Origin of the sequence: Colwellia marinimaniae, assembly GCF_002207865.1 — a bacterium.
Taxonomy (GTDB): domain Bacteria; phylum Pseudomonadota; class Gammaproteobacteria; order Enterobacterales; family Alteromonadaceae; genus Colwellia; species Colwellia marinimaniae.
Genome location: NZ_BDQM01000007.1, coordinates 22,946 through 44,645, shown reverse-complemented (window position 1 = coordinate 44,645; position 21,700 = coordinate 22,946). Strand labels below are relative to the sequence as shown.

The following is a 21,700-nucleotide window of genomic DNA, read 5'->3' as shown; positions in this document are numbered from 1 at the left end:
GACAGTCGCTCAGGTATGGTATTACTAAGTTTTATTCTTGTTATTTTACTTTTTAAGAAGGTCATGTGAAAGAAAAAGCAACGTCATTTGATATCGCTTATAAGGCAGGGGTTTCTCAATCCACTGTCTCAAGAGCTTTGCGAAATAGCCCACTAGTTAATGAGGCAACACGAGAGAAAATTCAAGCCATCGCCAAAGAGTTAAATTACAAGGTTGATAAAAATGCTAGTAATTTACGTTCTCAGCAAAGTGATACCATTGCTTTGTTATTATTTGCCGATCCCACCAATGATGATTCAGACATCAACCCGTTCTTCTTATCTATGTTAGGCAGCATCACCCGTGCTTGTGCAAAAAAAGGTTATGACTTGTTAGTGTCTTTTCAACAGGCAAGTGACGATTGGCATGCTGATTTTGAAGATAGTAATAAAGCCGATGGTCTAATTTTATTAGGCTATGGCGACTATGTTGACTATGAAGAGAAGTTAATTAAGTTGTTAGATCAGGGTACACACTTTGTCCGTTGGGGCGCCGAAGTTAAAAACTTACCGCTTATTTCGATTGGTTGTGATAACCATCAAGGCGGTATAGAGATGACTGAACATCTCATTAAAAAAGGCCGTACTAAACTGGCTTTCTTAGGCAGTGCTTCAAGTCATGCGCCTGAGTTTTTTGACCGTTATAAAGGCCATTGTCAGTCGTTAAAAGATAATGGTCTAGTTGTTAATCAAGCTTTGCAGTTTAATGCTTTATACACCGAAGAGGCCGGCTATCAAGCGGCATGTAAATTAATCGCCGGTGGTGAGCCCTTTGATGCTATTTGTGCCGCTTGTGATCTTATTGCTATTGGTGCCATGCGGGCATTGCAAGAGCATGGTATTAGTATCCCTGAGCAAGTAGCACTGGTTGGTTTTGATGATATCGCTGTGGCCAGTTTTACCTTTCCAGCGTTAACAACAGTAAAACAAGATACCCAATTGGCAGGTGAGTTATTAGTGGGAACTTTACTGGATTTGATTAGTGGTGAAGAGGTGAAAACCACCTTGATCCCACCAGAATTAGTAATCCGAAAATCTTGTGGTAATGAGCTCTAGCTAGTTAGTGCTCATTAGCTAGCGATAAGTTAATAATCCAATTAATGAATTACACTGCACTCGGCTGTGTTGTAGTTCAGTGTTGGTGAGTAAACAAGCAAGACGCATAAACCCATCCATGGGGCTCTGCACAAGCATCCATGCTTGTGAAGCTCGCTTTTATCACATCACCAACACTCACCGTAAAATCAATATGTTACGATACCGCCAACACCTAACGACAACAGAGCCCTGCACTTACCTTAAAGGTGAGTGCGAAAAAGTAAAGGTTTAATCGGCTAAGAAGCTAGCTTCTCTTGCCCAGTAATAACTTCTTGTTCAGTGTCCTCTTTAACAAAATACACCGACAATGCTGCTAAAATCATCGAACCACCAGCAAGCATAATGATATAGATGGCTTGATTATCAAATACTGCAGTTAAAATCCAACCGGCAAAAATGCCAGAAACAATTTGTGGTGCGGCAATGGTAAAGTTGAATATGCCCATATAAACACCGGTTTGTTTCACCGGTATTGAGCCGGCTAAAATTGCGTAAGGCATCGCTAAAATAGCTGCCCAAGCCATGCCAATGCCGATCATAGGCAAGAATAATGAGACGGCACCTTGTGGTACGGTAATTTCAGTAATGACTAAGTTGACTAGCGTTGGCTCAGAACTTTCGATAAACATAATGCTGATATAACCAATACCACCAGCTAACAATGATAATGAGTAGGTTAGTTTACGGCCGATTTTACTGGCCACTTTGGCCATAAAGACAGACCAAATAGCAGCAAAGAACATGTAGGCAGCGAAAATAATACCTACCCAATCACCGGCACTACCTTTTGCTTGCGCAATATGTTCAGGAATAGTACCAATTGAGTCTAAATACGTTGGATCAAACCATTTAGCCTCGATACCCCATATATGCTGAGCAATGGCGGGCATGGTATAAACCCACATAATAAATAAAGCAAACCATGAGAAAAATTGCACTAAGGCGAGTTGTTTCATAGTGGTTGGCATGGTTTTCATTAGGCCAAAAAACGCGGATAACTTTTCCCCAAGTGAACGTTCGGTATTATTTTTTTCTAATGGCGCTAAGCCATTGGTGCCGGGGGCATATTCCTTGGTTCTTAACACTGTCCATAATACCGAGCCTAACATGACTGAGGCGCCAATATAAAAGGCCCAAATTACTGAGGGCGCAACTGCACCAGATTCAGCGGTATTTTCTAAGCCCATGACGTTGGTCAAAACAAAAGGCAAAATAGAGCCACAAACGCCACCAATATTAATTAAAAATGATTGGATCGAATAACCAACATTACGCTGCTCTGCCGGCACCATATCTGAAACTAAAGCGCGAAACGGTTGAAAGGCTAAATTAAAAGAAGCATCCATTAAGGCAAGCATCATAGCGCCAAAGAATAATGGTGTGATAAAGCTCGCTAAGGTGGCGGAGTTTGGCATTAATAACATGCCGATAGCGGCGGCAATACCACCGGCTAAAATATAAGGGTTACGACGACCTAATTTGTTCCAGGTTCTATCGGAAGCTGAGCCAACTATTGGTTGAACAATCAAACCCATAATAGGCGCAACAAGCCAAAATAAGGCTAAAGAATGTAAGTCTGCACCTAGGTCTGACAATATGCGACTGGCATTAGCATTTTGTAAGGCAAAACCAAATTGCACACCAAGAAAGCCAAAACTGACATTCCAAATTTGCCAAAAGCTCAAACGCGGTTTTTGCTGCTTTTGCTTTAGTTGATTACTCATGTCGCTGGTATTGCTCATCTGGGGCACTCTTATTGTTATATGTAGCGGCGCTTGTCTTTAAAAAAGCACATTATTAAGGTAAATAAAGGCGATAATAATGTGCAATAGCCATAAGGCATTAAACAAGCGAGTGTTGAAATTTTTTAAGTTTTAATGATCAATAAAAACCAAAACAACCATTTTAATATACGCATTTTAGTGGCTAACCACTAGCGGTTACATACGTATTCAGTATTATGTTTAACTGTTATTACCTTAGCTCTGTAATACAAAAGCGGCAGCACCCAGTAAACCTGGCTGCTCTTCCGTTATTATGTAGGTCGGGGCCTGCTCGGTAATATATGACAGCCGCCCCTTTGCCTCAAAACGCGCTCTAAAATCACTGGCTTTTAAATAATCAATAAAACGCGGCACTATACCACCCGCGATGTAAACACCACCTTGGCTATTCATTATCAAGGCGAGATTACCGGCAAAGCTGCCAAGGACATTACAAAAGAGGGTCAGGGTTTGTTGGCAGAGTTCACAACTGCCGTTAATAGCATTGCTGGTAATTTCTTTCGCGGCAAGCTTATGGTTCACTGTGGCCATCTCTTTGCCTTGATTAATAAATAATAACGCCTGATATATTTGCTCTAAACCATAACCTGACAATAATTGCTCGTATGAAACGCGATTTTTTATGCCTTGAATAAAGTTCATCACTTGCTGCTCAATTGCATTAACCGCAGCAAAATCGATATGACCACCTTCACCACTAATACAGTGCCATTGCTTCTTTCCAGACATACTAACAGGGATTAAATTAGCCACCCCTAAGCCTGTTCCTGGGCCGCATACCGTAATAGTTTTACCAGCAACACTGGTACCGCCACCAATTTTTACTTTTTGATTATCTGATAACAGGGGAATCGCCATGGCTATGGCGGTATAGTCATTAATAAAAGTTAAAGAATTGAGCTTCAGTGCCTGTTGCAGTTCCTTTTGAGAGAACTGCCAAGGTAAATTAGTCATGCTAATTAAATCTTTATCTACTGGGCAAGCAATAGCAAAACAAGCGTTAATGCTAAAATTAGCCAACGCTTTAACCTCAATATAATGGGCAAGCACTTTAGCTAAGCTAGCAAATTCTTTGCATTGATACGTTTCAATGTCACTGATATTAATGTCAGTGGTATCACCATCAGCAAGGTTAGCCTTAGGGGGGGTCGTTACTTGCGCTATGCGAATATTAGTACCGCCAATATCGGCAATCAGGTTAATGGTGTTTTTGTGTTCGTTAGATAAATTTGTCTTCATTACTTACTGTATCGTTAAGGTTAGAGGTTGATGCTGCCAAGTAAAAGTGACCGTTAAACTGTGGTCTTTAGCTTGCCAAATGGCATTATTTATCACTTTATTGTTTAGGGTGATTTTATTGGGTGCTTGGCCGATATTATGAATAACTACCGTCATGGTGCGCTCTTTTGGCATACCCTTATAACCATTGCCGGTACGATTAAGCTTGATGCTCAAATGATTATTCTGCTGTTTTGCTGAAAATTGTAATAATTCAAACAAACCTTGTTCAATGGCTTGATAGGTCTTGCCATCATCTTCATACATTTCATAGTTAGCGCTAGTGACTGACTTATCCGCATAATAATGTAAGGTTAACTGGCTGGCGTCATAATCTTGCGTCGATTGAATATCATCTATCATCGGAATAAAGGCACCGGCACGCACCAGTACTGGCAAAGTCGCCAAACTTGTCGGTAAGTTAATAGTTTGTCCGCCTTGATATTTTTTAGCGGGCTGATTGTCATGAGTAAAATAATCAAACCAAACACCTGCGGGCAAGTTTACTGCTACTGAACTGACATTCGCTGCTACTACCGGCGTTACTAATAAGGCATCACCCCAGAGGTAACTACTGGCATTATCAAAGGAAGCTAAATAGTTTTCATCTTTTTGGTCAAGCTCTTGTGCAAAGAAAAGCGGGCGCATCAATGGCATGCCGGTAGTGCTATTTTCATAGGCTAGGGTGTAATTGTATGGCAGTAGCTTATATCTTAACTTGATGAATTTTCGTAAAATATCTTGAGTTTCCTGGTCGTGAAAGACAACTTCTGGCGCAATGTTATCTTGGCCATGAGGACGGTATATCGGCTGAAAAACGCCATACTGCAACCAACGAATATACATTTCTTGATCAAATTTTTCTCCGCCGGCAAAGCCGCCTAAATCAGAGTGGGTATAAGCCATACCCAATAAGCTCATTTGTAAGCTCAACTCAACTTGTGGCTTTAAGCCATCCCAAGAGCGACTCACATCACCGGTCCAAGGGATCATGCCGTAACGCTGTGAGCCAGCAAAACCCGAGCGCATCAAAATGAACGGTCGCTGCTCAGGGTTCATCTTCAGCTGATGCTCAAAAACCATTTTGGCCCATTGATGGCCGTAAACATTATGAATGGCGTCAGCATTCACCACAGTGCCATCATCAAGGGTATGTAAAGTATCACTCGGGTGCACTTCAGGCTCACCTAAGTCACCCCACCAGCCAGTAATGCCTTGCTGATAGAGAGTTTTATAAATATCGTTAAACCAGTCTCGACCTTTTTTATTAAAAACATCCACTAAGCCAGTATTACCAAAATAAAAATCAAATTGTTTAGCATTGCCATGTTCATCTTGGGCTAAGGCCTGCTGCTCAACAGCGTCTTGCCACTTACTTGATGTGCTCAATACAAAAGGTTCAGTGATTAAAATTGTCTTGACGCCTTGGGCTTTTAGATCGGCAATCATTTTTTCTGGCTCAGGAAAGGCGTTTTTATCCCAAGCTAAATTGCCCATATGACCTTTAATATCTTTACCAAACCAATATAAATCTAAGATCAAGGCATCAAGAGGGAAGTCTAAATCAATAAATTTATTGACTGTTGCTCTAACTTCGGCCTCTGAGCGATAACCAAAACGAGATGCAAAATTACCTAAAGACCAGCGCGGTGGTAGGGGTTGCTTGCCGGTAACATCAACATAGTTATTGAGTAGTTTCGGGTAAGTATCCGCGGAAAAAACGATATAAGCCATACGACCAGCAACGGCTGAAAACTCTAATATATTCTGCTCTTTTTTAGCTAAATCCATATAACCCTTGGCGGAGTTATCAAATAGCACTATGTATTTATTACTCGACATTACCGCCGGTATAGAGAAGTTCATTTGCTCCGACTGGGTGCTATAGCCGTAATGCGCGCGATTATATAACGGGAAACTATGGCCGCGTCTATTCATACCTAAAACCCGCTCACCGCCGCCGAGCAGTTTTTCGCTGTCATTTAAAGTAAAGCGAAAGCCTTGCACCGCTAGTTTTTTCGTTACTTTAGTTAGTGTGCTACTTCCTTCAAGCGCGGGGTTTTCTGTAACTTCATTGACCGTACCGCTGAAAAATCCCTGTTCCTCAGCAATGAGCAGCTTGTTTTCTTGGTCGTTACTTTTCTGGTAGTAACTAATAGAAAAAGGTGACTTGTTGATAACCGCGCTCAGTTTATTCAAGGTAAGTGTCAGTTGTTCATTATTTTCTTTGATAACAAAGCGACTAGTCACTGCGTGTTCTTTAATGGCAAAAGAGGGCAGTTGGCTAGCCGGCAGCTTATCTTTATGGCTTTGATAGTGTATTGCTATGGCGCCTTCGCCATAAGCATTTAAGGTTACTGTCGCTAAATTAGTACTGATAACAACGGTGTTGCCGGCTAATTTATGGCTTAAGTATTTGTTAGTACTTGCCAATGCTTGCGTTGATATGACTAAGTAAATCAGTGAGCAAGTTAATAAACGTGTTAATAAGTTAGCGGTGAGGTATTTCACTGTAAATAAACGCAAAACAAAACCCTTAAAGTTGAATATGGATAGCCGAGTGTTAATGATAATAACCTTAGTCTGAGGGATACAGCATCTTGAATACGTATGCAGGGCTAACTAAGCCAGAATTGGTATTGCATACGTATGTATTTTTTGATTATAGCGATACATACGTATGCAAAGACTTTCAGCTCAGTTTTTATTTGCGTATTCTTATTTGAAAGAATTATTAAGTGCTTAGACAACGATGGTTAATGGTAACTGTCACCAAACGAGCAAGTATCAGTGTTGGGGTTTTCAAATGAATGAACAAATGTGGTGGCGTGGCGCGGTAATTTATCAAATTTATCCACGCAGCTTCTATGATACTAATCAAGATGGTATTGGCGATTTGCCGGGAATTATTAGCAAGTTAGATTATATTGCTAGTTTAGGTATAGATGCTATATGGATCTCACCTTTCTTCAAATCCCCGATGAAAGACTTTGGTTATGATATTAGCGACTATCGCGATATTGACCCCATATTTGGTACCCTAGCTGACTTTGATGAGCTGGTACTGAAAGCGCATGCCCTTGGCATTAAAATTATGATCGATCAGGTGCTTAGTCATACTTCCGATCAACATCAATGGTTTATTGATTCACGTGAAGATAAAACTAACGATAAAGCTGACTGGTATGTATGGAGTGACGCCAAAGAAGATGGCACAGCACCTAATAACTGGTTATCTATTTTTGGTGGCAGCGGTTGGACTTGGGATCCTCGTCGTCAACAATATTACTTGCATAACTTTCTCACTAGTCAGCCAGACTTAAACTTCCATAATCCAGAAGTACGCCAAGCGGTGTTAGATAATATAGAGTTTTGGCTTAAACGTGGTGTTGATGGTTTTCGTCTAGATGCCATTAACTTTTGTTATCATGACGCGCAATTGCGCGATAACCCAGCTAAACCTAAAGAACTTCGTACCAGCATAGGTTTTGATGAGAAAAACCCTTACGCTTATCAATATCATTATTACAATAATACTCAAGATGAAAACTTGGGCTTTATGGAAGATATTCGCAGTTTATTGAATCAATATCCTGGTTCGGTGGCTTTAGGTGAAATCTCCTCAGAAGATTCATTAAAAACCATGGCTGAGTACACTCAAGGTAATACTAGGCTACATATGGGTTACAGCTTCGATTTATTAACCGATAATTTTTCTGCCAGTTACATCAAACAAGTGGTAGAAAGTCTTGAAGCCCGTGTTTCTGATGGTTGGCCTTGTTGGTCTATTTCAAACCATGATGTCGAGCGAGTTGTCAGCAGATGGGGCGGTTTTAACAGTAAAGATTTTGCTAAAATGCTCTTTGCCATGATTTCGTCATTACGCGGCAGTGTTTGTAGTTACCAAGGCGAAGAGTTAGGTTTAACCGAAGCTGATATTGCCTTTGAAGATATCCAAGACCCTTACGGCATTACCTTTTGGCCACAATTTAAAGGCAGAGACGGTTGTCGAACTCCGCATCCTTGGCAGCATGATGCTATCAATGCCGGTTTTAGTGACGGCAAACCTTGGTTACCAGTAGCAAGTGAGCACTTTGCTCAAGCCGTTGATATCCAAGATGAAGCGACTGATTCCGTGTTAAATAGCTACCGTAATTTTAATCACTGGCGTAAAGAACAACCGGCGTTACGATATGGTGATATCAAGTTTATTGATACCCCTGAGCCGATTCTTGCCTTTGTTCGTCAATACCAAGGTGAGCAGTTATTAGTATGTTTTAACTTCAGTGAGCAAAGCCAAACCGTAGCATTATCGTCATTGCTTGCCGAAAACGCTAATTTAAATGTCTTATCAGGGCACAAGCTAACCAGTGCCACTATTGTTGATGGCGCTTTACAGTTACCGCCTTTTGGCTGTTTTTACTGCAAACTAGGGCAGCAAGCTAAGTCACTAAGTTAAATGAGTAAACCTGTAACTTAAATACAGCAAATCCATTAAGAGAAGCTCTATGAATTTTATCAGTAAATGTTCGTTACTAGCGATGAGCTTAACTTGGCTTACGCCGCAGTTAAGCTACGCTCATGAAGTAAAACTAAGTGCAAAAGCAGCACAGCTGGCGCCCTATCAGCAACGTGCCTTTCAAGATGAGGTGTTTTATTTTGTCTTACCCGATCGTTTTTATAATGGTGATAGCAGTAATGATTTAGGCGCTGGCGCGAATGATAAAAAGCGCGCAGTGTCTCGTGGTGGTTTTGATAAAACGCATAAAGGCATGTATCACGGTGGCGATCTAGCCGGTCTTACGGAAAAACTGCCTTATCTTGATAATATGGGCATAAGCGCTATTTGGTTAACGCCAGTATTGCGTAATCGTGCCATGCAAGCTGGTACATCCGGTTACCATGGTTATTGGATTTTAGACTTTACCGAAATTGACCCTCATCTGGGCAGTAATGCTGAGCTTAAACATTTTATTGACCAAGCTCATAAACGCAATATTAAGGTGTTTTTTGATATTATCACCAACCATACGGCTGACGTGATTAAGTATCAAGAATGTCATGGTGAAGACGGTTTAGGTTGGCTTATTGATGCCAGTAAGGGCAATGATTGCCCATTTATTTCATTGGCAGAGCTTAGCCAAGGAAAACACTATACTCCCTTGATTCCAGCAGGGGATGAATTATTAAAATCACCGGCTTGGTTGAACGATATGTCGGTTTATCACAACCAAGGTGATTCTTTTTGGCAAGGTGAAAGCTCGATTCGAGGTGACTTTGCCGGTCTAGATGATTTATATACTCAAAAAGACAGTGTGGTTCAGGGCATGATTGCCATTTACCAAGATATTATTGATGAATTTAAACCCGATGGCTTGCGTATTGACACGGTAAAACACGTCAATATAGAGTTTTGGCAGCAATTTTCACCCGCCTTAATGCAGCATGCAAAAAAGCAGGGTATAGCTAACTTCTTTATGTTTGGCGAGGTTTATAGCTTTGAACCTGAAATTTTAAGCCGCTTTACTACCGAAGCAAAAATCCCCTCAGTATTAGACTTTGCCTTGCAAGGCGCGATAACAAAAGCGCTGGTTGAGCAGCAAGGTACCGAGGTATTGGCACAATTATTCGCTCAAGATCATTTTTACCAGAGCGATGATAAAAGTTCTAACAGCAGGGACGCTAACCAATTAGTTAACTTTACCGGTAACCACGATATGGGCCGCTTTGCTTATGCACTTAAACAAAGTCCTCATAACTATAGTGAACAAGCGCAAATACAACGTAATTTACTGGCTCATGCCATGGTGTTCTTTAGTCGCGGCGTACCGGTAATTTATTATGGTGACGAGCAAGGATTTGTTGGTGATGGCGGTGATCAAGCTTCTCGTCAAGATATGATGCCTTCTTTAGTGGCTAGTTATAATGACGATGATTTATTGGCGACAGATAAAACCACAGCGGATAACAATTTTGATACTAATCATCTGTTCTATCAAACTTTTGCTAAATATGCCCAGTTATATCAAGAGTATCCAGCGCTACGTTTTGGTGAGCAGACAGTGCTCTATGCGCAAGACCAACCAGGAGTTTTTGCCATCAGCCGTCAAGTGAAAGCGAGCAGTCAATACCAGGCGCAAAATTTATTGATAGTGTTTAATACTGCGGATAAGGTGCAATATTTAGACGTACTGACAGTGAAAGGCGGAGCGAAACAAACGGATAGTGAAGTAGTTTATCGTTCAGCTAAAGCAGAACAAGGCGATGAAATAGCCGCATTGAGTTTTGTTATTTATCAGCTGAAGTAGTTATTTTAAAACGGCACTAGTCAATATGTGGGTTCCATTTTAATTCTAAATTCTGTCCAGCATGGTTAAACTCAAAAATGTATCAACATAGAGTCGATAATCACTTATAAATAGGCTTAGATGTGCAAATTATGGCTGTTTTACCACACAGCGGAAGTTAAACACACTCAGTTTTAGGCCTAATAAACAGCCTCTTCCTGTCGTAAGCGGACCTTGGGTAGATTTATCAGCAGTACCAATCAATCCCCCATAACACTTCGTACACGAGATTTTTTAGTGCTTTGGATCTAGGTGCGTAATATTAAATCTGTTGTTTTCTCAAATAAAGAAAAACCCGCACTTGGCGGGTTTTGTTATTATTTATGTTCCATTTTACGTAGCGCGGCTAGAGTCTAATATTTCTTTATTTTTGGTTAAAGCAAAAATTTGTAAAGTATATTTTTATTGATTTTGAAACTTTTTTAGTCTGAAAAAAAACTACTTTATTTTGATTTTAATTATTCTAAAGCATAAGCCCAATATGCCTAGTGCGAAGATGACAATAGTAATGACTCCAGCATTAGCAACACCAACCAATCAACTAAGCGGACAGTAAGCTCTTTTAATTCGATCTTCACTTGTGCCATATTCGTAATATTAATTAATTAATTGAGTTGAAACTGTTATTCGAGTTAGAATTTGTATAATAAGGCAGTGATATCTAAGGAAACGCTTTTCGGTGAATAAATCGTTCGTTTTACGATACCATCTACGGTTCTAGATAGCTTACCCGGTACAAACGATTGATTTCCAGAAAAAGTAAATATAAGCCCAGCGGGAAAATGTTCTTTTTTGAATCACCGAGCGAATTGTCTGCACTGCTACCTTAGCCTCAATTTCTTCCATACCTTGGCCATAAACCTGTTGTCTACAGCTTCAAACGGATTATCGGCGACCACATAAGAGGAGGTCGATTTTGTCATTGCAAATAATTCACTGTTGGGGTCAATTCCGTTTTCGTCTATAGCAACGTTATTGAACAAATCAACCACCGCCGCTTTTAATTCCGCCAATAAATAACAAAGACAGCCACTTTTAATTATAAGCGTAAGGCTGGAGAGGCGGAGCTGAATCCTAGTTGGTTTTTTACCTAAAAAACGAGTTAATTACCGCGTTGATACTAAAAATTAAAAATAACAGTTTTTGCCGTGTTTTTGCTAAATTTAGCTTATCGTTATGCCTTAGCGTCGGCTAATTTCAAAAGAATATAATGGGTACGCTTTGAATTTAAGTACTAAGCGAGCAGTTAGGAATAACAAAGACAGCCACTTTTAATTAATTATTTAATTTTAGCTCAGTCACAAATTTTTCCATAACGATGGCTGTCCTAGTTGTTTTTCCGTTTTGGACTGGTACAAAGGTCAACTAAATTGAACGTAATATTAATGGCGAAAGCACTAAGTGCCTTTGTTCATCAAGTGAAATAGATATTGGAATAAAACCGAAGCTAAGAGACTGCTTAACAGGTCTTTTATTTGACATTAACGCCAAAAAGACCGATAATAAATACTCTTAATAAGTCATGAGATTTTATGTATGCAAACAATTAGACCAATATTAGCTGATAACTCTACTAGCATAAGTGAGTTGAAAAAAAACCCAATGGCTGTTGTTGAACAAGGTGATGGTTTTCCTGTTGCGGTATTAAACAGAAACCAACCAGTTTTTTATTGTGTTCCTGCTGCTGCTTATGAACTCATGATGGACAAACTAGAAGATATAGAACTAGCGTTAATTGTTAAAGAACGTCAAAATCAACCTGAAATAGAGGTTAACATTAATGACCTATAAGCTTGTTTTTAAGCAAGATGCGATGAAAGAGTGGGAGAAATTAGATTCCACAATTAGAGAGCAATTCAAGAGAAAATTAATTGAAAGATTAGCAAATCCACGCATAGATTCAGCTAGATTAAATGGAATGAAGGATTGCTACAAGATTAAGTTACGTAGTGCCGGTTATAGATTAGTTTATCAAGTGCGTGATAGTGAGATATTAATATCAGTCGTTGCCGTAGGTAAACGTGATCGTAATCAAGTTTATAAAATTGCAATTAAACGAATTTAGATAATTGGAATAATTGAATCATGGCTAAAGAAATATCTGAAGTAAGCGCTTATGAAGTAAAGCACTTTGAATGTGAATGCACTTACAAGAATAACAAAGACAGCCACTTTTAATTATAAGCGTAAGGCTGGAGAGGCGGAGCTGAATCCTAGTTGATTTTTCACCTAAAAAACGAGTTAATTACCGTGTTGATACTAAAAATTAAAAATAACAGTTTTTGCCGTGTCTTTGCTAAATTTAGCTTATCGTTATGCCTTAGCGTCGCTAATTTCAAAAGAATATAATGGGTACGCTTTGAATTTAAGTACTAAGCGAGCAGTTTGTTACATACGGCTAGTGTTGTTCGCCGGTGTAGTGCTTGGTGTTGACAAAAGTCACTGAGTACCTCGGCATGGCCTACTGCGCCGTGAAATTTATTAGTGAATTGTGTGGTTAAAGTTAACCAGTTTTCTGCGCTGATATTTAAGCGATGTAGAATTTTTGGTTGATTTTCTTCTATATAGCCGCATTTGTCTGCGCGAATACAGCGGCCAGTTAAATCAATGAGTTCAAGGTAATCGTCAATATTAAAGGGCAGTCCTTTTGGTTGGTTTTTATGCTCATTGCCAATAAAAGTTAGCAATTTTTCTGCTTGCTTACCTTGTACTGCCGCTTTGATGCGTTGCTTAATACTGGTGTAGTCTGATTGCTCAGGCGTGGTTGCTATTTTTGCCCTCACAGGGTTTAAGTCAACATAGGCCATACAGGCAATAATCGCGGCTTCATCAAGTAAAGCTTGCGATTTAAAACGACCTTCCCAGAAACAGCCCGTGCAGTTATCTTCACGATTAGCCTGTCTCGCTATGCCCTCATTAAGTACCCGCATAAACCAGCTGATATCCGTTAATCGTTGCCGATAGACTTGGGCGGTTTGTTCAACCATGGCCTGTAAAGGTTCAATGAGTGCATCACCGCGCGAATATTGCTGGGTTAGCAGTGTGCCTTTAAATAGTCGATGCCAGCGATGAATAACCTCTGCGGTTGACCATGATTTGGCTTTTTCTTCATCAACAAAAAGCACCAAATGGCTATGATTACTCATCACCGCATAAGCACAAACATCAATGGCAAAAATATCCACTAAAGAAAGTAGCTTATCTTCAACCCAAGCACGGCGATGCTCAAAACTGCGACCCGTCACCTTATCTTCACCACATAAAAAAGCACGACGAACACAGCGAGAAATACAGTGATAGTAGGGCGTATCAATTAAACTGATTTGTCTTTTTCTTGCCACAGCCATATGAGCCTCGATTAAAATAAGGGGTGATTATTTAATTTTAGCTCAGTCAAAAATTTTTTCCATAACGATGGCTGTCCTAGTTATTTTCTCTGTTATTTTCATGATGTTCTGATATTCTTCCGTAATTAGCCCTTAAGCGGTCTATATAATTGAGCTGTTCACTTTTTATGAGATGTCAGTTTCATATTAAAGCAGATTTTATGCATTCAATTTATTGTTAATCTGGATTTTTAATAAAGGCGGTTTGGCTTTAGACCTCTAAATTTTTGATTCTATTAAGAGCAGAATTTCACTTTAAACTGGATCTCACAAATAGATGGCAGCAGACTAAATAGCGATAAAAAAACGATCTCAACTTATCTTGAGGTCGCTTTTTCTTTACACTTTTAACGTCTTACGAATTTGGCTGGCACACTCAGCTAAGACAATAGCGCCAGCGGTGGAAACATTTAACGAATTACCCATGCCAAACATGGGGATGTGTATTTGTTGCTGGCTTAATTGTAATGCTGCTTCACTCACGCCTTTACGTTCATTGCCTAATACTAAGACACAGGGCGATGGGTAAGTAACCGTTTTATAATCAACAGATTCATGGCATAGCTCGACACTAAAAATTCCATAACCTTGCTCTTTTAATGTTTGTAAGCTTGCCGTGGTGCTATCGCTATATTCAATGCAAACCCATTTAGCTTCATTGCGCGAGGCTTTGCGCAACTTCTTTTCTGAAATAGTTAACTGGCCACAAACAATGATTTTTTCAATAGCGAAAGCATCGGCTAAACGAATAAAAGAGCCAACATTGTAGCTATTAGTGACATTATCCAATACCACGACTAAAGGCAGTTTAGGCTGATTGAGGTAGTCCTCTCTGGCGGGCTTATTTTTTCTAAGCTCATCTTTACTTAGTTGTATTGAGGGCTGTATTGCTGACTGCATGATATAGATCCTGTTACGTGTATGAGCACGTATATAAATTAGTGTCTGAGTGAATGCCATAACTCAGCACCACCACATGTTTACATCTGATGGCGGTATTGTACTTGTTGACAGCGTAATGTTTAGGGCATTTTTTAGTTTTTTTAAAAACTGTTTGTTTTATGCTCTAAGGGCGTTTTTAGCCATCATAGCAAGGTCTTAACTTCAATTTTTTTGTGTTATATATTCTATTAAACCTAATAGCGACACTTCACCTAGTACAGCTAAAACGCAACTAGGGGGTAATTAGCATCACTTAGATGAGCAAGTATGCTGTTTAGTTGCCATTTAGTTGCGGTAAAACATTATAATGGTCGCTTAAAACTTAGTTAACCCTAATTACTTTCTACTATAAATAATAAGGCCACAAGATGAATACCAAAATATACAAGCGAGTACTTTTACTCACTGATAGCTTATTGGCGGCGGCTCAACAAAAAAATCAAAAGATATTCGATGGTTTTTATGCTGAATTAAAGCAACTCTGTGAAGAGTATGAAAAATCGGATAAAGACCATCCGGTCCAGTGGGAAACTCTTGCTGATTTCACCGATGATATAGAGTTAGCCATTACTATATATCAACAAGCTTTAGATAAGGCAGAAGCGATTAATTCTAAAGATTTCCGTTCTTCTATTGGTTTTTCAATTGCGGCGCTAAAAGTCGAGTTAGGTGATAAAACTGGGGCTATTGAGCATTTAGAAAAAGCTAAAATCAGTTGTAATAAAATTATTGATAAAGAATTAAAAGCTGAGATTCATGATTTATTGGAAGAATTAAAGCAGTCATAAAACAATTTTAAAAAGTAACTGCGTTATGGTTAATACGGCTGATTTTCTCCTGAGCCCTTCTTAGTCAGCAGGGGGATATTGACTTAACTGACAATAAATTATCGTTCAGTTTAGTCACTTATAAAAGAGCTGTATAATAACAGGGATATTACTCTAAACTAGGACTTAAAAATCATATGTTGGTGTATACAGTTGGTACGTTTGATTTATTGCATGTTGGCCATATTGCCTTGTTAGAGTACTGTCGGACATTGGGTGATGAAGTCGCGGTGGGGGGTGGCTTCTGATGAAGTGGTCAGTTCTTATAAGCCCAATGTGCCTGTTATTCCACTTGAAGAGCGCATTGAAATGCTGAAAGCATTACGGTGTGTTGATATTGTACGGCTTTACCACAAACTTGAATATGTATCTGCTTGTCAAGAATTGAAACCTGATATTTTTGTTATTGGTGAGGATTGGGGGAGATAAACCGCATAACCTTGATGTGGAAAACTATTTACCTGCTGAGGGCGGTAAAATCATTCAAGTCAGTTATAACCCAAAAACATCATCGACAAAAATAAAACAAAATGTCATTGCTCAATCTCATCGCCATTAGCGGGGTTTTATGCCGCTGCGCTGCATTGCTTTAGCGAACTGCATAACTAAAGCTAGACCTCATTTGTGCTGATGTGTCCGTATTATCGCAGCAAGAGCATTTATCTCTTACTAATTTTATAGAGATAGACGGGGGATTTATAAAAATCATTAACTTGTATTATTTTGCTGGCTTGCCACCCCGGTAGGGCAAAGTTATTGCTGATGACAAAGCTAACGCCTGATAGCTCAAGCGGTAATTTATTACTGATTTTTTCCATGGCTTGTGGGAATAAATAGCACACTAATACCGAGGACGAAGGTAGCTCTGCCTGATAAAAGTCTTGTCGATGTAAAGTTAAGTTCTTTAATCCTAGTAGCTTCTTAACTAAGCTCGATGTTAGCCAGGGCAGATATGATAATTCATAACCCACTATTTTCCGGTGCGGATATCGCTTGGCAATAGCGATAACAAAGTTGCCCCAACCACTGCCTAAATCAATTATCGGCCCTGCTTTTGTTTCTATTTCAGTTTCATCAATTAACTGCATCATAGCGTGATTGGCTTTATTAGAGCTAGGCATAGGAGAGATACCTAATTTTACCGTGCTAAAAATGATCGATACGGTCATAGGCAGTGCAATAAAGGCAAAAAACAATAGTAAAAAGAGTTCAAATATAGGCAAGGAAAATTCTCTAATGGGAGTGCTAGCTATTAAGTTTCTACAATGTTGTCTACTAAAAAGTCCAAAAATACTCGTGTTTTTACTGACACCATTTCTCGCTGTAAATAAATAGCGTAAGTGGAGCTTAGCTCTTCATAAGGACTGAAGGTATATTCCGGCATTACATTAATCAAAGAGCCATCGTTTAACTCTTTTTTAACCGCCCATAGTGGCATTAAGCTAAGCCCAGCATCATTTAACACTAGCTGTTTTTGGCCGTTTACTGAGTTAACAGAAATAGTATCACTAATGGTTAATTTTGTTCTTTTATCAGCCATTAAATACCAATTTTGCCAGCGAGAATAGCTATAACGGATACATTGATGGTCTATTAGCTCTTCAGGGCTTTGCGGTGTGCCCTTGCTCGCCAAATATTGCGGACTGCCACAGAGTAAAAAATTATTATAGGCCAGATGTTTGGCAATCAAGGTCGAATCAGCTAAGCGTCCGCTGCGAATAGCAACATCGATATTCTCTTCTACTAAATCAACAACGCGCTCAGTTAACTCAAGTTTGATATCAATATCAGGGTACAGCGCGATAAACTTTGGCATTAGTGGCAACACAATACTTTCGCCAAAACCTACCGTCATAGTTATTTTTAGTTTGCCCTTTGGTTTTTCTTGCAAGTCATTGACCGCTTTTTTAGCTTCATCAAACTCAGCAACAATACGCTGAGAATACTCATAATACTTTTTACCGGCTTCGGTTAAACCGGTATTTCGGGTAGTTTTATTTAATAAACGCACACCTAGCTCTTGTTCAAGTGCGGCTAATTGTCTTGAAATAGAGGAGGGCTGTACATCAAATATTCGACTCGCTGCTGAGATACTGCCGGTTTCAACCACAGAGTTAAAATACAGTAATCTATTTAATGAACTCATTACTACTCCGCTTGGCGCTAATTTTAGATGCTAACACTTATTGCTGACCACTTTAACTTTGCCTTGCTAAAAAAGCAAAGGTGATTTGTCAGTTGGGTAATGGTTTGCTTTGTTGGCAACACATAAAATGGCGACACTTACACGAACAAGCAGACCCGTACATAAACAAATAAAGAGAGTAAAAATATGAAAGCAATGATCATTAAAGAAATCGGTAGCACTGAAGTTTTCCAACTTGTCGAAAAAGCAAAACCAGTAGTTAAGCCAGGTCATATGGTAGTTGCAGTGAAAGCAACAAGTGTCAATCCCATTGATACTATGTTGCGTTCAATAGAACTACCTTGGTCAACAAACTTACCTGAAGTATTACATGGTGATGTTGCCGGTATTGTTATTGAAGTGGCTGCAGACGTTAACAACTTCAACATTGGCGACGAAGTTTACGGCATGGCTGGCGGTATTAATGGTGTTGATGGTGCCTTAGCTGAATTTATGTTGGTTGATGCCCGTTTAATGGCGATGAAGCCTAAAACACTAACGATGAAACAAGCGGCGGCTCTGCCATTGGTAGCAATCACTGCTTATGAAGCACTGGTACAAAAAATGAATGTGCAAGAGGGTGACAAGGTACTTATTCATGGCGCTACCGGTGGCGTTGGTCATATTGCCATTCAATTGGCGAAAGTGCTAGGTGCCACTGTTACTGCTACTTATGCTCCTGCTAATGAAGCGCTAGCAAAAACACTGGGGGCCGATAACTTAGTTGATTATGCCACTGAGTCAGTTGCAGACTATGTGCAAGCATATACTGATGGTGCAGGTTTTGACAAAATATTCGATACCGTTGCCGGTGATAATATTGAAAAATCATTTGCCGCAGCTAAGTTCAATGGTCATGTGGCAACAATTTTACCCATTGTCGATCCATTACCAATAGCCCTTAAAAGTTTGTCATTCCATAGTGTTCTGGCGCTTATTCCATTATGCCATGGCATTAACCAGGCATCACATGGTCGCATCCTTACAGAAATTGCTGAACTTGTTGATGCCGGTAAAATCACCCCTATTATCGATGAAAGTAACTTCTCAATTTGGGACGTTGCCAAAGCTCATGATTACCTTGCTTCTGGTAAAGCGGTAGGCAAAGTTACCCTTACAGCATAAGTTTAGCTCTATGCCATAATACTGTGGTCTACATTATAACCCTATGATTTTATGTTGAGTATTGCTGAAGTGATAAAGGCGAGCTTCACAAGCAAGACGGTATATGGATATACCTTATGTGGACAATGCAGGACGCATATTGTCCTGATGTCAAAGAGCGTGTACGCGTCTCGCTTGTTTACTCAGCTAAAAACTCTCGATACAACATTAATAAATGTGCGGCGCTCCAGCTAAAGTTTGTTGCGCCTTGTACCGCGCCCGTTTCAGGGTTGTAGTTCTCTCTAATAGCGCCATTTTCACTTAAACCTTCGGCATTATTAAATAATTTCTCTGCTAAAGTTTTAGCTTCTTGATGATAGCCATAATTATCGAGGGCAATTAAACCAAAATAGAGCTGGTCTAACCAAACTCGGCCACGCCAGTATATATCTGCATCATAAGCGGGGTTTGATAGTGCTGCCGTACCTAGTGGGATAGTGCTATTAAACTCGCTACTTTTTAACATGATATTTTTAACCCGCTCGGCTTTCTCGACGTCAGCTATATTGGCCCATAATGGACTCCAGCCCTCGGGACCTCGGCCACGGGCGGTTAATAGTTTACCAGTACAGGCCATATTATCGGCTTGCTCAGTTTTTTTCTTACCTTTTTGATAAGTGACGGTAAAACTTCGATCATAGAAAAAGCCGCTATCTTCATCGAAAAAGCACTGGTTAATACGTTTTGCCAATGTTTTAGCTGCTTGGCGATAACTTGCGGCAAGTTTATTTTGCTGCAGTAGCTCTGCCATATTGGCTAATAATGTTTTTTCATGAGCAAGATAGGTATTAAGCTCTACTGATTCTTGATTGATAGAGAAACCGAGCAAGTCACCAGCGTCGTTGGTATTTGGGTAGAACAGCACTTGCCAGTCTTTACGGGCTTGTTTTACATCACCTTGATAATATTGCTTAGCATAAGCGGTTAACTGCTCGGTATTAATAAAGCCAAATCTGGCGGCATTATCCATACCAGACTCCCAAGCGCTGCCATGTTGAGCGCCAATATCTATATCATCATAATCGCTGCTCGCTATGATGCTTTGGTAAAGGGCAATACCTGAGCAGTGATACCAATGTTCATCTGCGCTTTGACACGCGGATAAATCAAAACCTGCTTTGCTAGGCTTAGTGATATAGCGCACCTTAAAAGTGATATTGCCTTGTTTGTCATTATGGTATCTATGTTTAGTCGCGCCATACTCAACCAAACCGTTTTGGTTATGATCTCTGTTACGATACCACCATTGATGATAACGCTGTAATTTAGGCAACATTTCTGCGATAAAGCTCACATCTTCTGTGGCTTTATATATCTCCCATACCGCCCAGCTAGCAAGAGGTGGTTTAGTATTACGTTCGTTCCAGTTACCGCCGTCACCGCCACGGGCTTTATCCTGATTATAAAATATGGCATCAATGATCATGCCTTCATCTTGTGGTCTGATGGCATCATCTGCTTGAATTTGATAGGCAAACATTGCACGAATATTTTCTTTGGCGACATCAGCATTAAAGTGCGCCATAGCATAAGCATGTTTCCAGCTATCCCATGCCCAAAAACCATTGAACCAACGCGCGGTAACTGAGGGAGTAACCCCCGCATGGCTTAATTTACCGGCTGGGCTACGCCAATTACCATTAAGGGTTTCAACCGCTTTGATGGCTACTTTATTTTGGGCTGGGCTGCGTTTACTGTTTTTACCAACGGCCATGGCTTTGTCTAAATACTGCTGCCAGCGTCGCTTTGTGGCTAAAATTTTGCTTTGCGGCTTCTTTAAAGCTGCTTTGATAAAAGCTTGCTCAGCATCTGCTTCAGTTTGGTTATGAAAGTAACTTTGTGTACTAAATATGCTGGTACTGCTATTTTTAGCAATGCTGATTGTGGCTGTACTCTGGTAGCTATGCTGTTTTTGTTTAATCGTCGTTTTAGTGGCTAGTGAGCGGCTAATTTGATATTGAGCACTGTTGCTGGTGAGAATATTCCAAGTGTTACGCACTTCGCCAAAATGAAAGGTTATGCCGTTCGTTGTTGTTGATAAACTTCTCTGCCATTGGGGTAGGGCTTGTTTAACCGTTTTTTTATCATCCCATTGTGTCAGTAATTCACCTTGCCAACTAAGGGCTAAAGCCAGCTTATCATTTGTGTTATTTATAATTTTTGTTTCAATAATAGCGGTTCTGTGACTGATAAAGTACAAACTCAACTCAAGTGTTAATTTTTTAAAAATAAAGGCTTGCTGTAATTCACCAGGTTTAGCAGTACGGCTGATTTTCGCCCGAGAAAAGTCTAAAACTTTATTGTTACTTAAATCCGTTATGGTTAATTGCTCTAATTTTTCAGCAATAAATAAGCTGTATTCTTCGGCAATAACCATAGGGCCAGTAAAAGCGGCGTAATTGTTCTCTTGCTCAGGCAATAAAAAACCATGCCAAGCACCTAAATCAAACAGTGGGTTAAAGCGTTGGTTTTGGTATTTATCGTATTCTTTATGCTGTTTGGGCGTACCGGCTCTATCAATGACATTACTAGTATTACTCGACGCTGCCAAGGCAATGAATGGTAATAGTATTAGTGTGGTAAATATTAATGCTAGTGATGGTTTTCTAAATAACGGCATGGTACTTCTTCTTATTTGAACTTGTTACTAT

General features: G+C 39.8%; 17 protein-coding genes. 9 read left to right on the top strand and 8 right to left on the bottom strand.

Going from position 1 to position 21,700, the window contains the following annotated elements; translation table 11 throughout:
- The first annotated feature begins 65 nt into the window (after positions 1-65).
- Complete coding sequence (locus MTCD1_RS06140) at positions 66-1,094, top strand: LacI family DNA-binding transcriptional regulator (RefSeq protein ID WP_057179825.1); 1,029 nt, start codon at positions 66-68, stop codon at positions 1,092-1,094.
- Between the two features lie 278 nt (positions 1,095-1,372).
- Here MTCD1_RS06140 and MTCD1_RS06135 read toward each other — a convergent pair whose 3' ends face one another.
- The 3 genes from MTCD1_RS06135 to MTCD1_RS06125 all read right to left on the bottom strand — a co-directional run bounded on the left by MTCD1_RS06135 (position 1,373) and on the right by MTCD1_RS06125 (position 6,724).
- Positions 1,373-2,878 (bottom strand): MFS transporter, encoded by a 1,506-nt coding sequence (locus MTCD1_RS06135; protein ID WP_057179826.1) that lies wholly within the window; start codon positions 2,876-2,878, stop codon positions 1,373-1,375.
- A gap of 237 nt (positions 2,879-3,115) precedes the next feature.
- Entirely contained in the window at positions 3,116-4,159 is a 1,044-nt protein-coding gene (locus tag MTCD1_RS06130) for a glucokinase (RefSeq protein WP_057179827.1), read from the bottom strand.
- A gap of 3 nt (positions 4,160-4,162) precedes the next feature.
- Positions 4,163-6,724: a glycoside hydrolase family 31 protein gene (locus MTCD1_RS06125; protein WP_057179828.1), complete on the bottom strand. Its 2,562-nt coding sequence runs from the start codon at positions 6,722-6,724 to the stop codon at positions 4,163-4,165.
- Positions 6,725-7,004: 280 nt separating this feature from the next.
- On the opposite strand from MTCD1_RS06125, the gene MTCD1_RS06120 reads away from it, so the two are divergent.
- The 4 genes from MTCD1_RS06120 to MTCD1_RS06100 all read left to right on the top strand — a co-directional run bounded on the left by MTCD1_RS06120 (position 7,005) and on the right by MTCD1_RS06100 (position 12,610).
- Positions 7,005-8,657 carry an alpha-glucosidase family protein gene (locus MTCD1_RS06120; RefSeq protein ID WP_057179856.1) on the top strand — a complete coding sequence of 551 codons (1,653 nt, stop codon included), beginning with the start codon at positions 7,005-7,007 and terminating at the stop codon, positions 8,655-8,657.
- A gap of 49 nt (positions 8,658-8,706) precedes the next feature.
- Positions 8,707-10,506 (top strand): alpha-amylase family glycosyl hydrolase, encoded by a 1,800-nt coding sequence (locus tag MTCD1_RS06115; protein ID WP_057179829.1) that lies wholly within the window; start codon positions 8,707-8,709, stop codon positions 10,504-10,506.
- 1,575 nt (positions 10,507-12,081) lie between these two features.
- The gene (locus MTCD1_RS06105) at positions 12,082-12,336 is read left to right on the top strand and encodes a type II toxin-antitoxin system Phd/YefM family antitoxin (RefSeq protein WP_057179831.1); all 255 of its coding nucleotides are present in this window, start codon (positions 12,082-12,084) and stop codon (positions 12,334-12,336) included.
- Complete coding sequence (locus MTCD1_RS06100; protein ID WP_057179832.1) at positions 12,326-12,610, top strand: type II toxin-antitoxin system RelE family toxin; 285 nt, start codon at positions 12,326-12,328, stop codon at positions 12,608-12,610. Before MTCD1_RS06105 ends, MTCD1_RS06100 begins: the two co-directional genes overlap by 11 nt.
- Before the next feature lie 307 nt (positions 12,611-12,917).
- Here MTCD1_RS06100 and MTCD1_RS06095 read toward each other — a convergent pair whose 3' ends face one another.
- Entirely contained in the window at positions 12,918-13,892 is a 975-nt protein-coding gene (locus tag MTCD1_RS06095) for a hypothetical protein (RefSeq protein WP_057179833.1), read from the bottom strand.
- Positions 13,893-14,270: 378 nt separating this feature from the next.
- Positions 14,271-14,819, bottom strand: a complete 549-nt coding sequence (locus tag MTCD1_RS06090) for a TrmH family RNA methyltransferase (protein WP_088568917.1) — start codon at positions 14,817-14,819, stop codon at positions 14,271-14,273.
- Positions 14,820-15,241: 422 nt separating this feature from the next.
- Between MTCD1_RS06090 and MTCD1_RS06085 the strand changes: the two genes are divergently transcribed.
- The 3 genes from MTCD1_RS06085 (at position 15,242) to MTCD1_RS21460 (ending at position 16,129) form a co-directional block, all read left to right on the top strand.
- Positions 15,242-15,661, top strand: coding sequence for a hypothetical protein (locus MTCD1_RS06085; protein WP_057179835.1), 420 nt, complete (start codon positions 15,242-15,244; stop codon positions 15,659-15,661).
- Between the two features lie 176 nt (positions 15,662-15,837).
- Positions 15,838-15,948 carry an adenylyltransferase/cytidyltransferase family protein gene (locus tag MTCD1_RS22675; RefSeq protein ID WP_197410248.1) on the top strand — a complete coding sequence of 37 codons (111 nt, stop codon included), beginning with the start codon at positions 15,838-15,840 and terminating at the stop codon, positions 15,946-15,948.
- Positions 15,920-16,129, top strand: a complete 210-nt coding sequence (locus tag MTCD1_RS21460; RefSeq protein WP_235013361.1) for a nucleotidyl transferase family protein — start codon at positions 15,920-15,922, stop codon at positions 16,127-16,129. The genes MTCD1_RS22675 and MTCD1_RS21460 overlap by 29 nt, the downstream gene beginning before the upstream one ends.
- A 230-nt stretch (positions 16,130-16,359) precedes the next feature.
- Here the strand turns inward: MTCD1_RS21460 and MTCD1_RS06075 are convergent, their stop codons facing one another.
- Complete coding sequence (locus tag MTCD1_RS06075) at positions 16,360-16,923, bottom strand: rRNA adenine N-6-methyltransferase family protein (RefSeq protein WP_231732962.1); 564 nt, start codon at positions 16,921-16,923, stop codon at positions 16,360-16,362.
- A 29-nt stretch (positions 16,924-16,952) separates the two neighbouring features.
- Positions 16,953-17,846, bottom strand: a complete 894-nt coding sequence (locus MTCD1_RS06070) for a LysR family transcriptional regulator (RefSeq protein ID WP_057179836.1) — start codon at positions 17,844-17,846, stop codon at positions 16,953-16,955.
- A 186-nt stretch (positions 17,847-18,032) separates the two neighbouring features.
- Between MTCD1_RS06070 and MTCD1_RS06065 the strand changes: the two genes are divergently transcribed.
- Positions 18,033-19,010: a zinc-dependent alcohol dehydrogenase family protein gene (locus MTCD1_RS06065; RefSeq protein WP_057179837.1), complete on the top strand. Its 978-nt coding sequence runs from the start codon at positions 18,033-18,035 to the stop codon at positions 19,008-19,010.
- 178 nt (positions 19,011-19,188) lie between these two features.
- Here MTCD1_RS06065 and ygjK read toward each other — a convergent pair whose 3' ends face one another.
- Positions 19,189-21,669 carry an alpha-glucosidase gene (gene ygjK, locus MTCD1_RS06060; protein WP_057179838.1) on the bottom strand — a complete coding sequence of 827 codons (2,481 nt, stop codon included), beginning with the start codon at positions 21,667-21,669 and terminating at the stop codon, positions 19,189-19,191.
- Positions 21,670-21,700 lie beyond the last annotated feature (31 nt).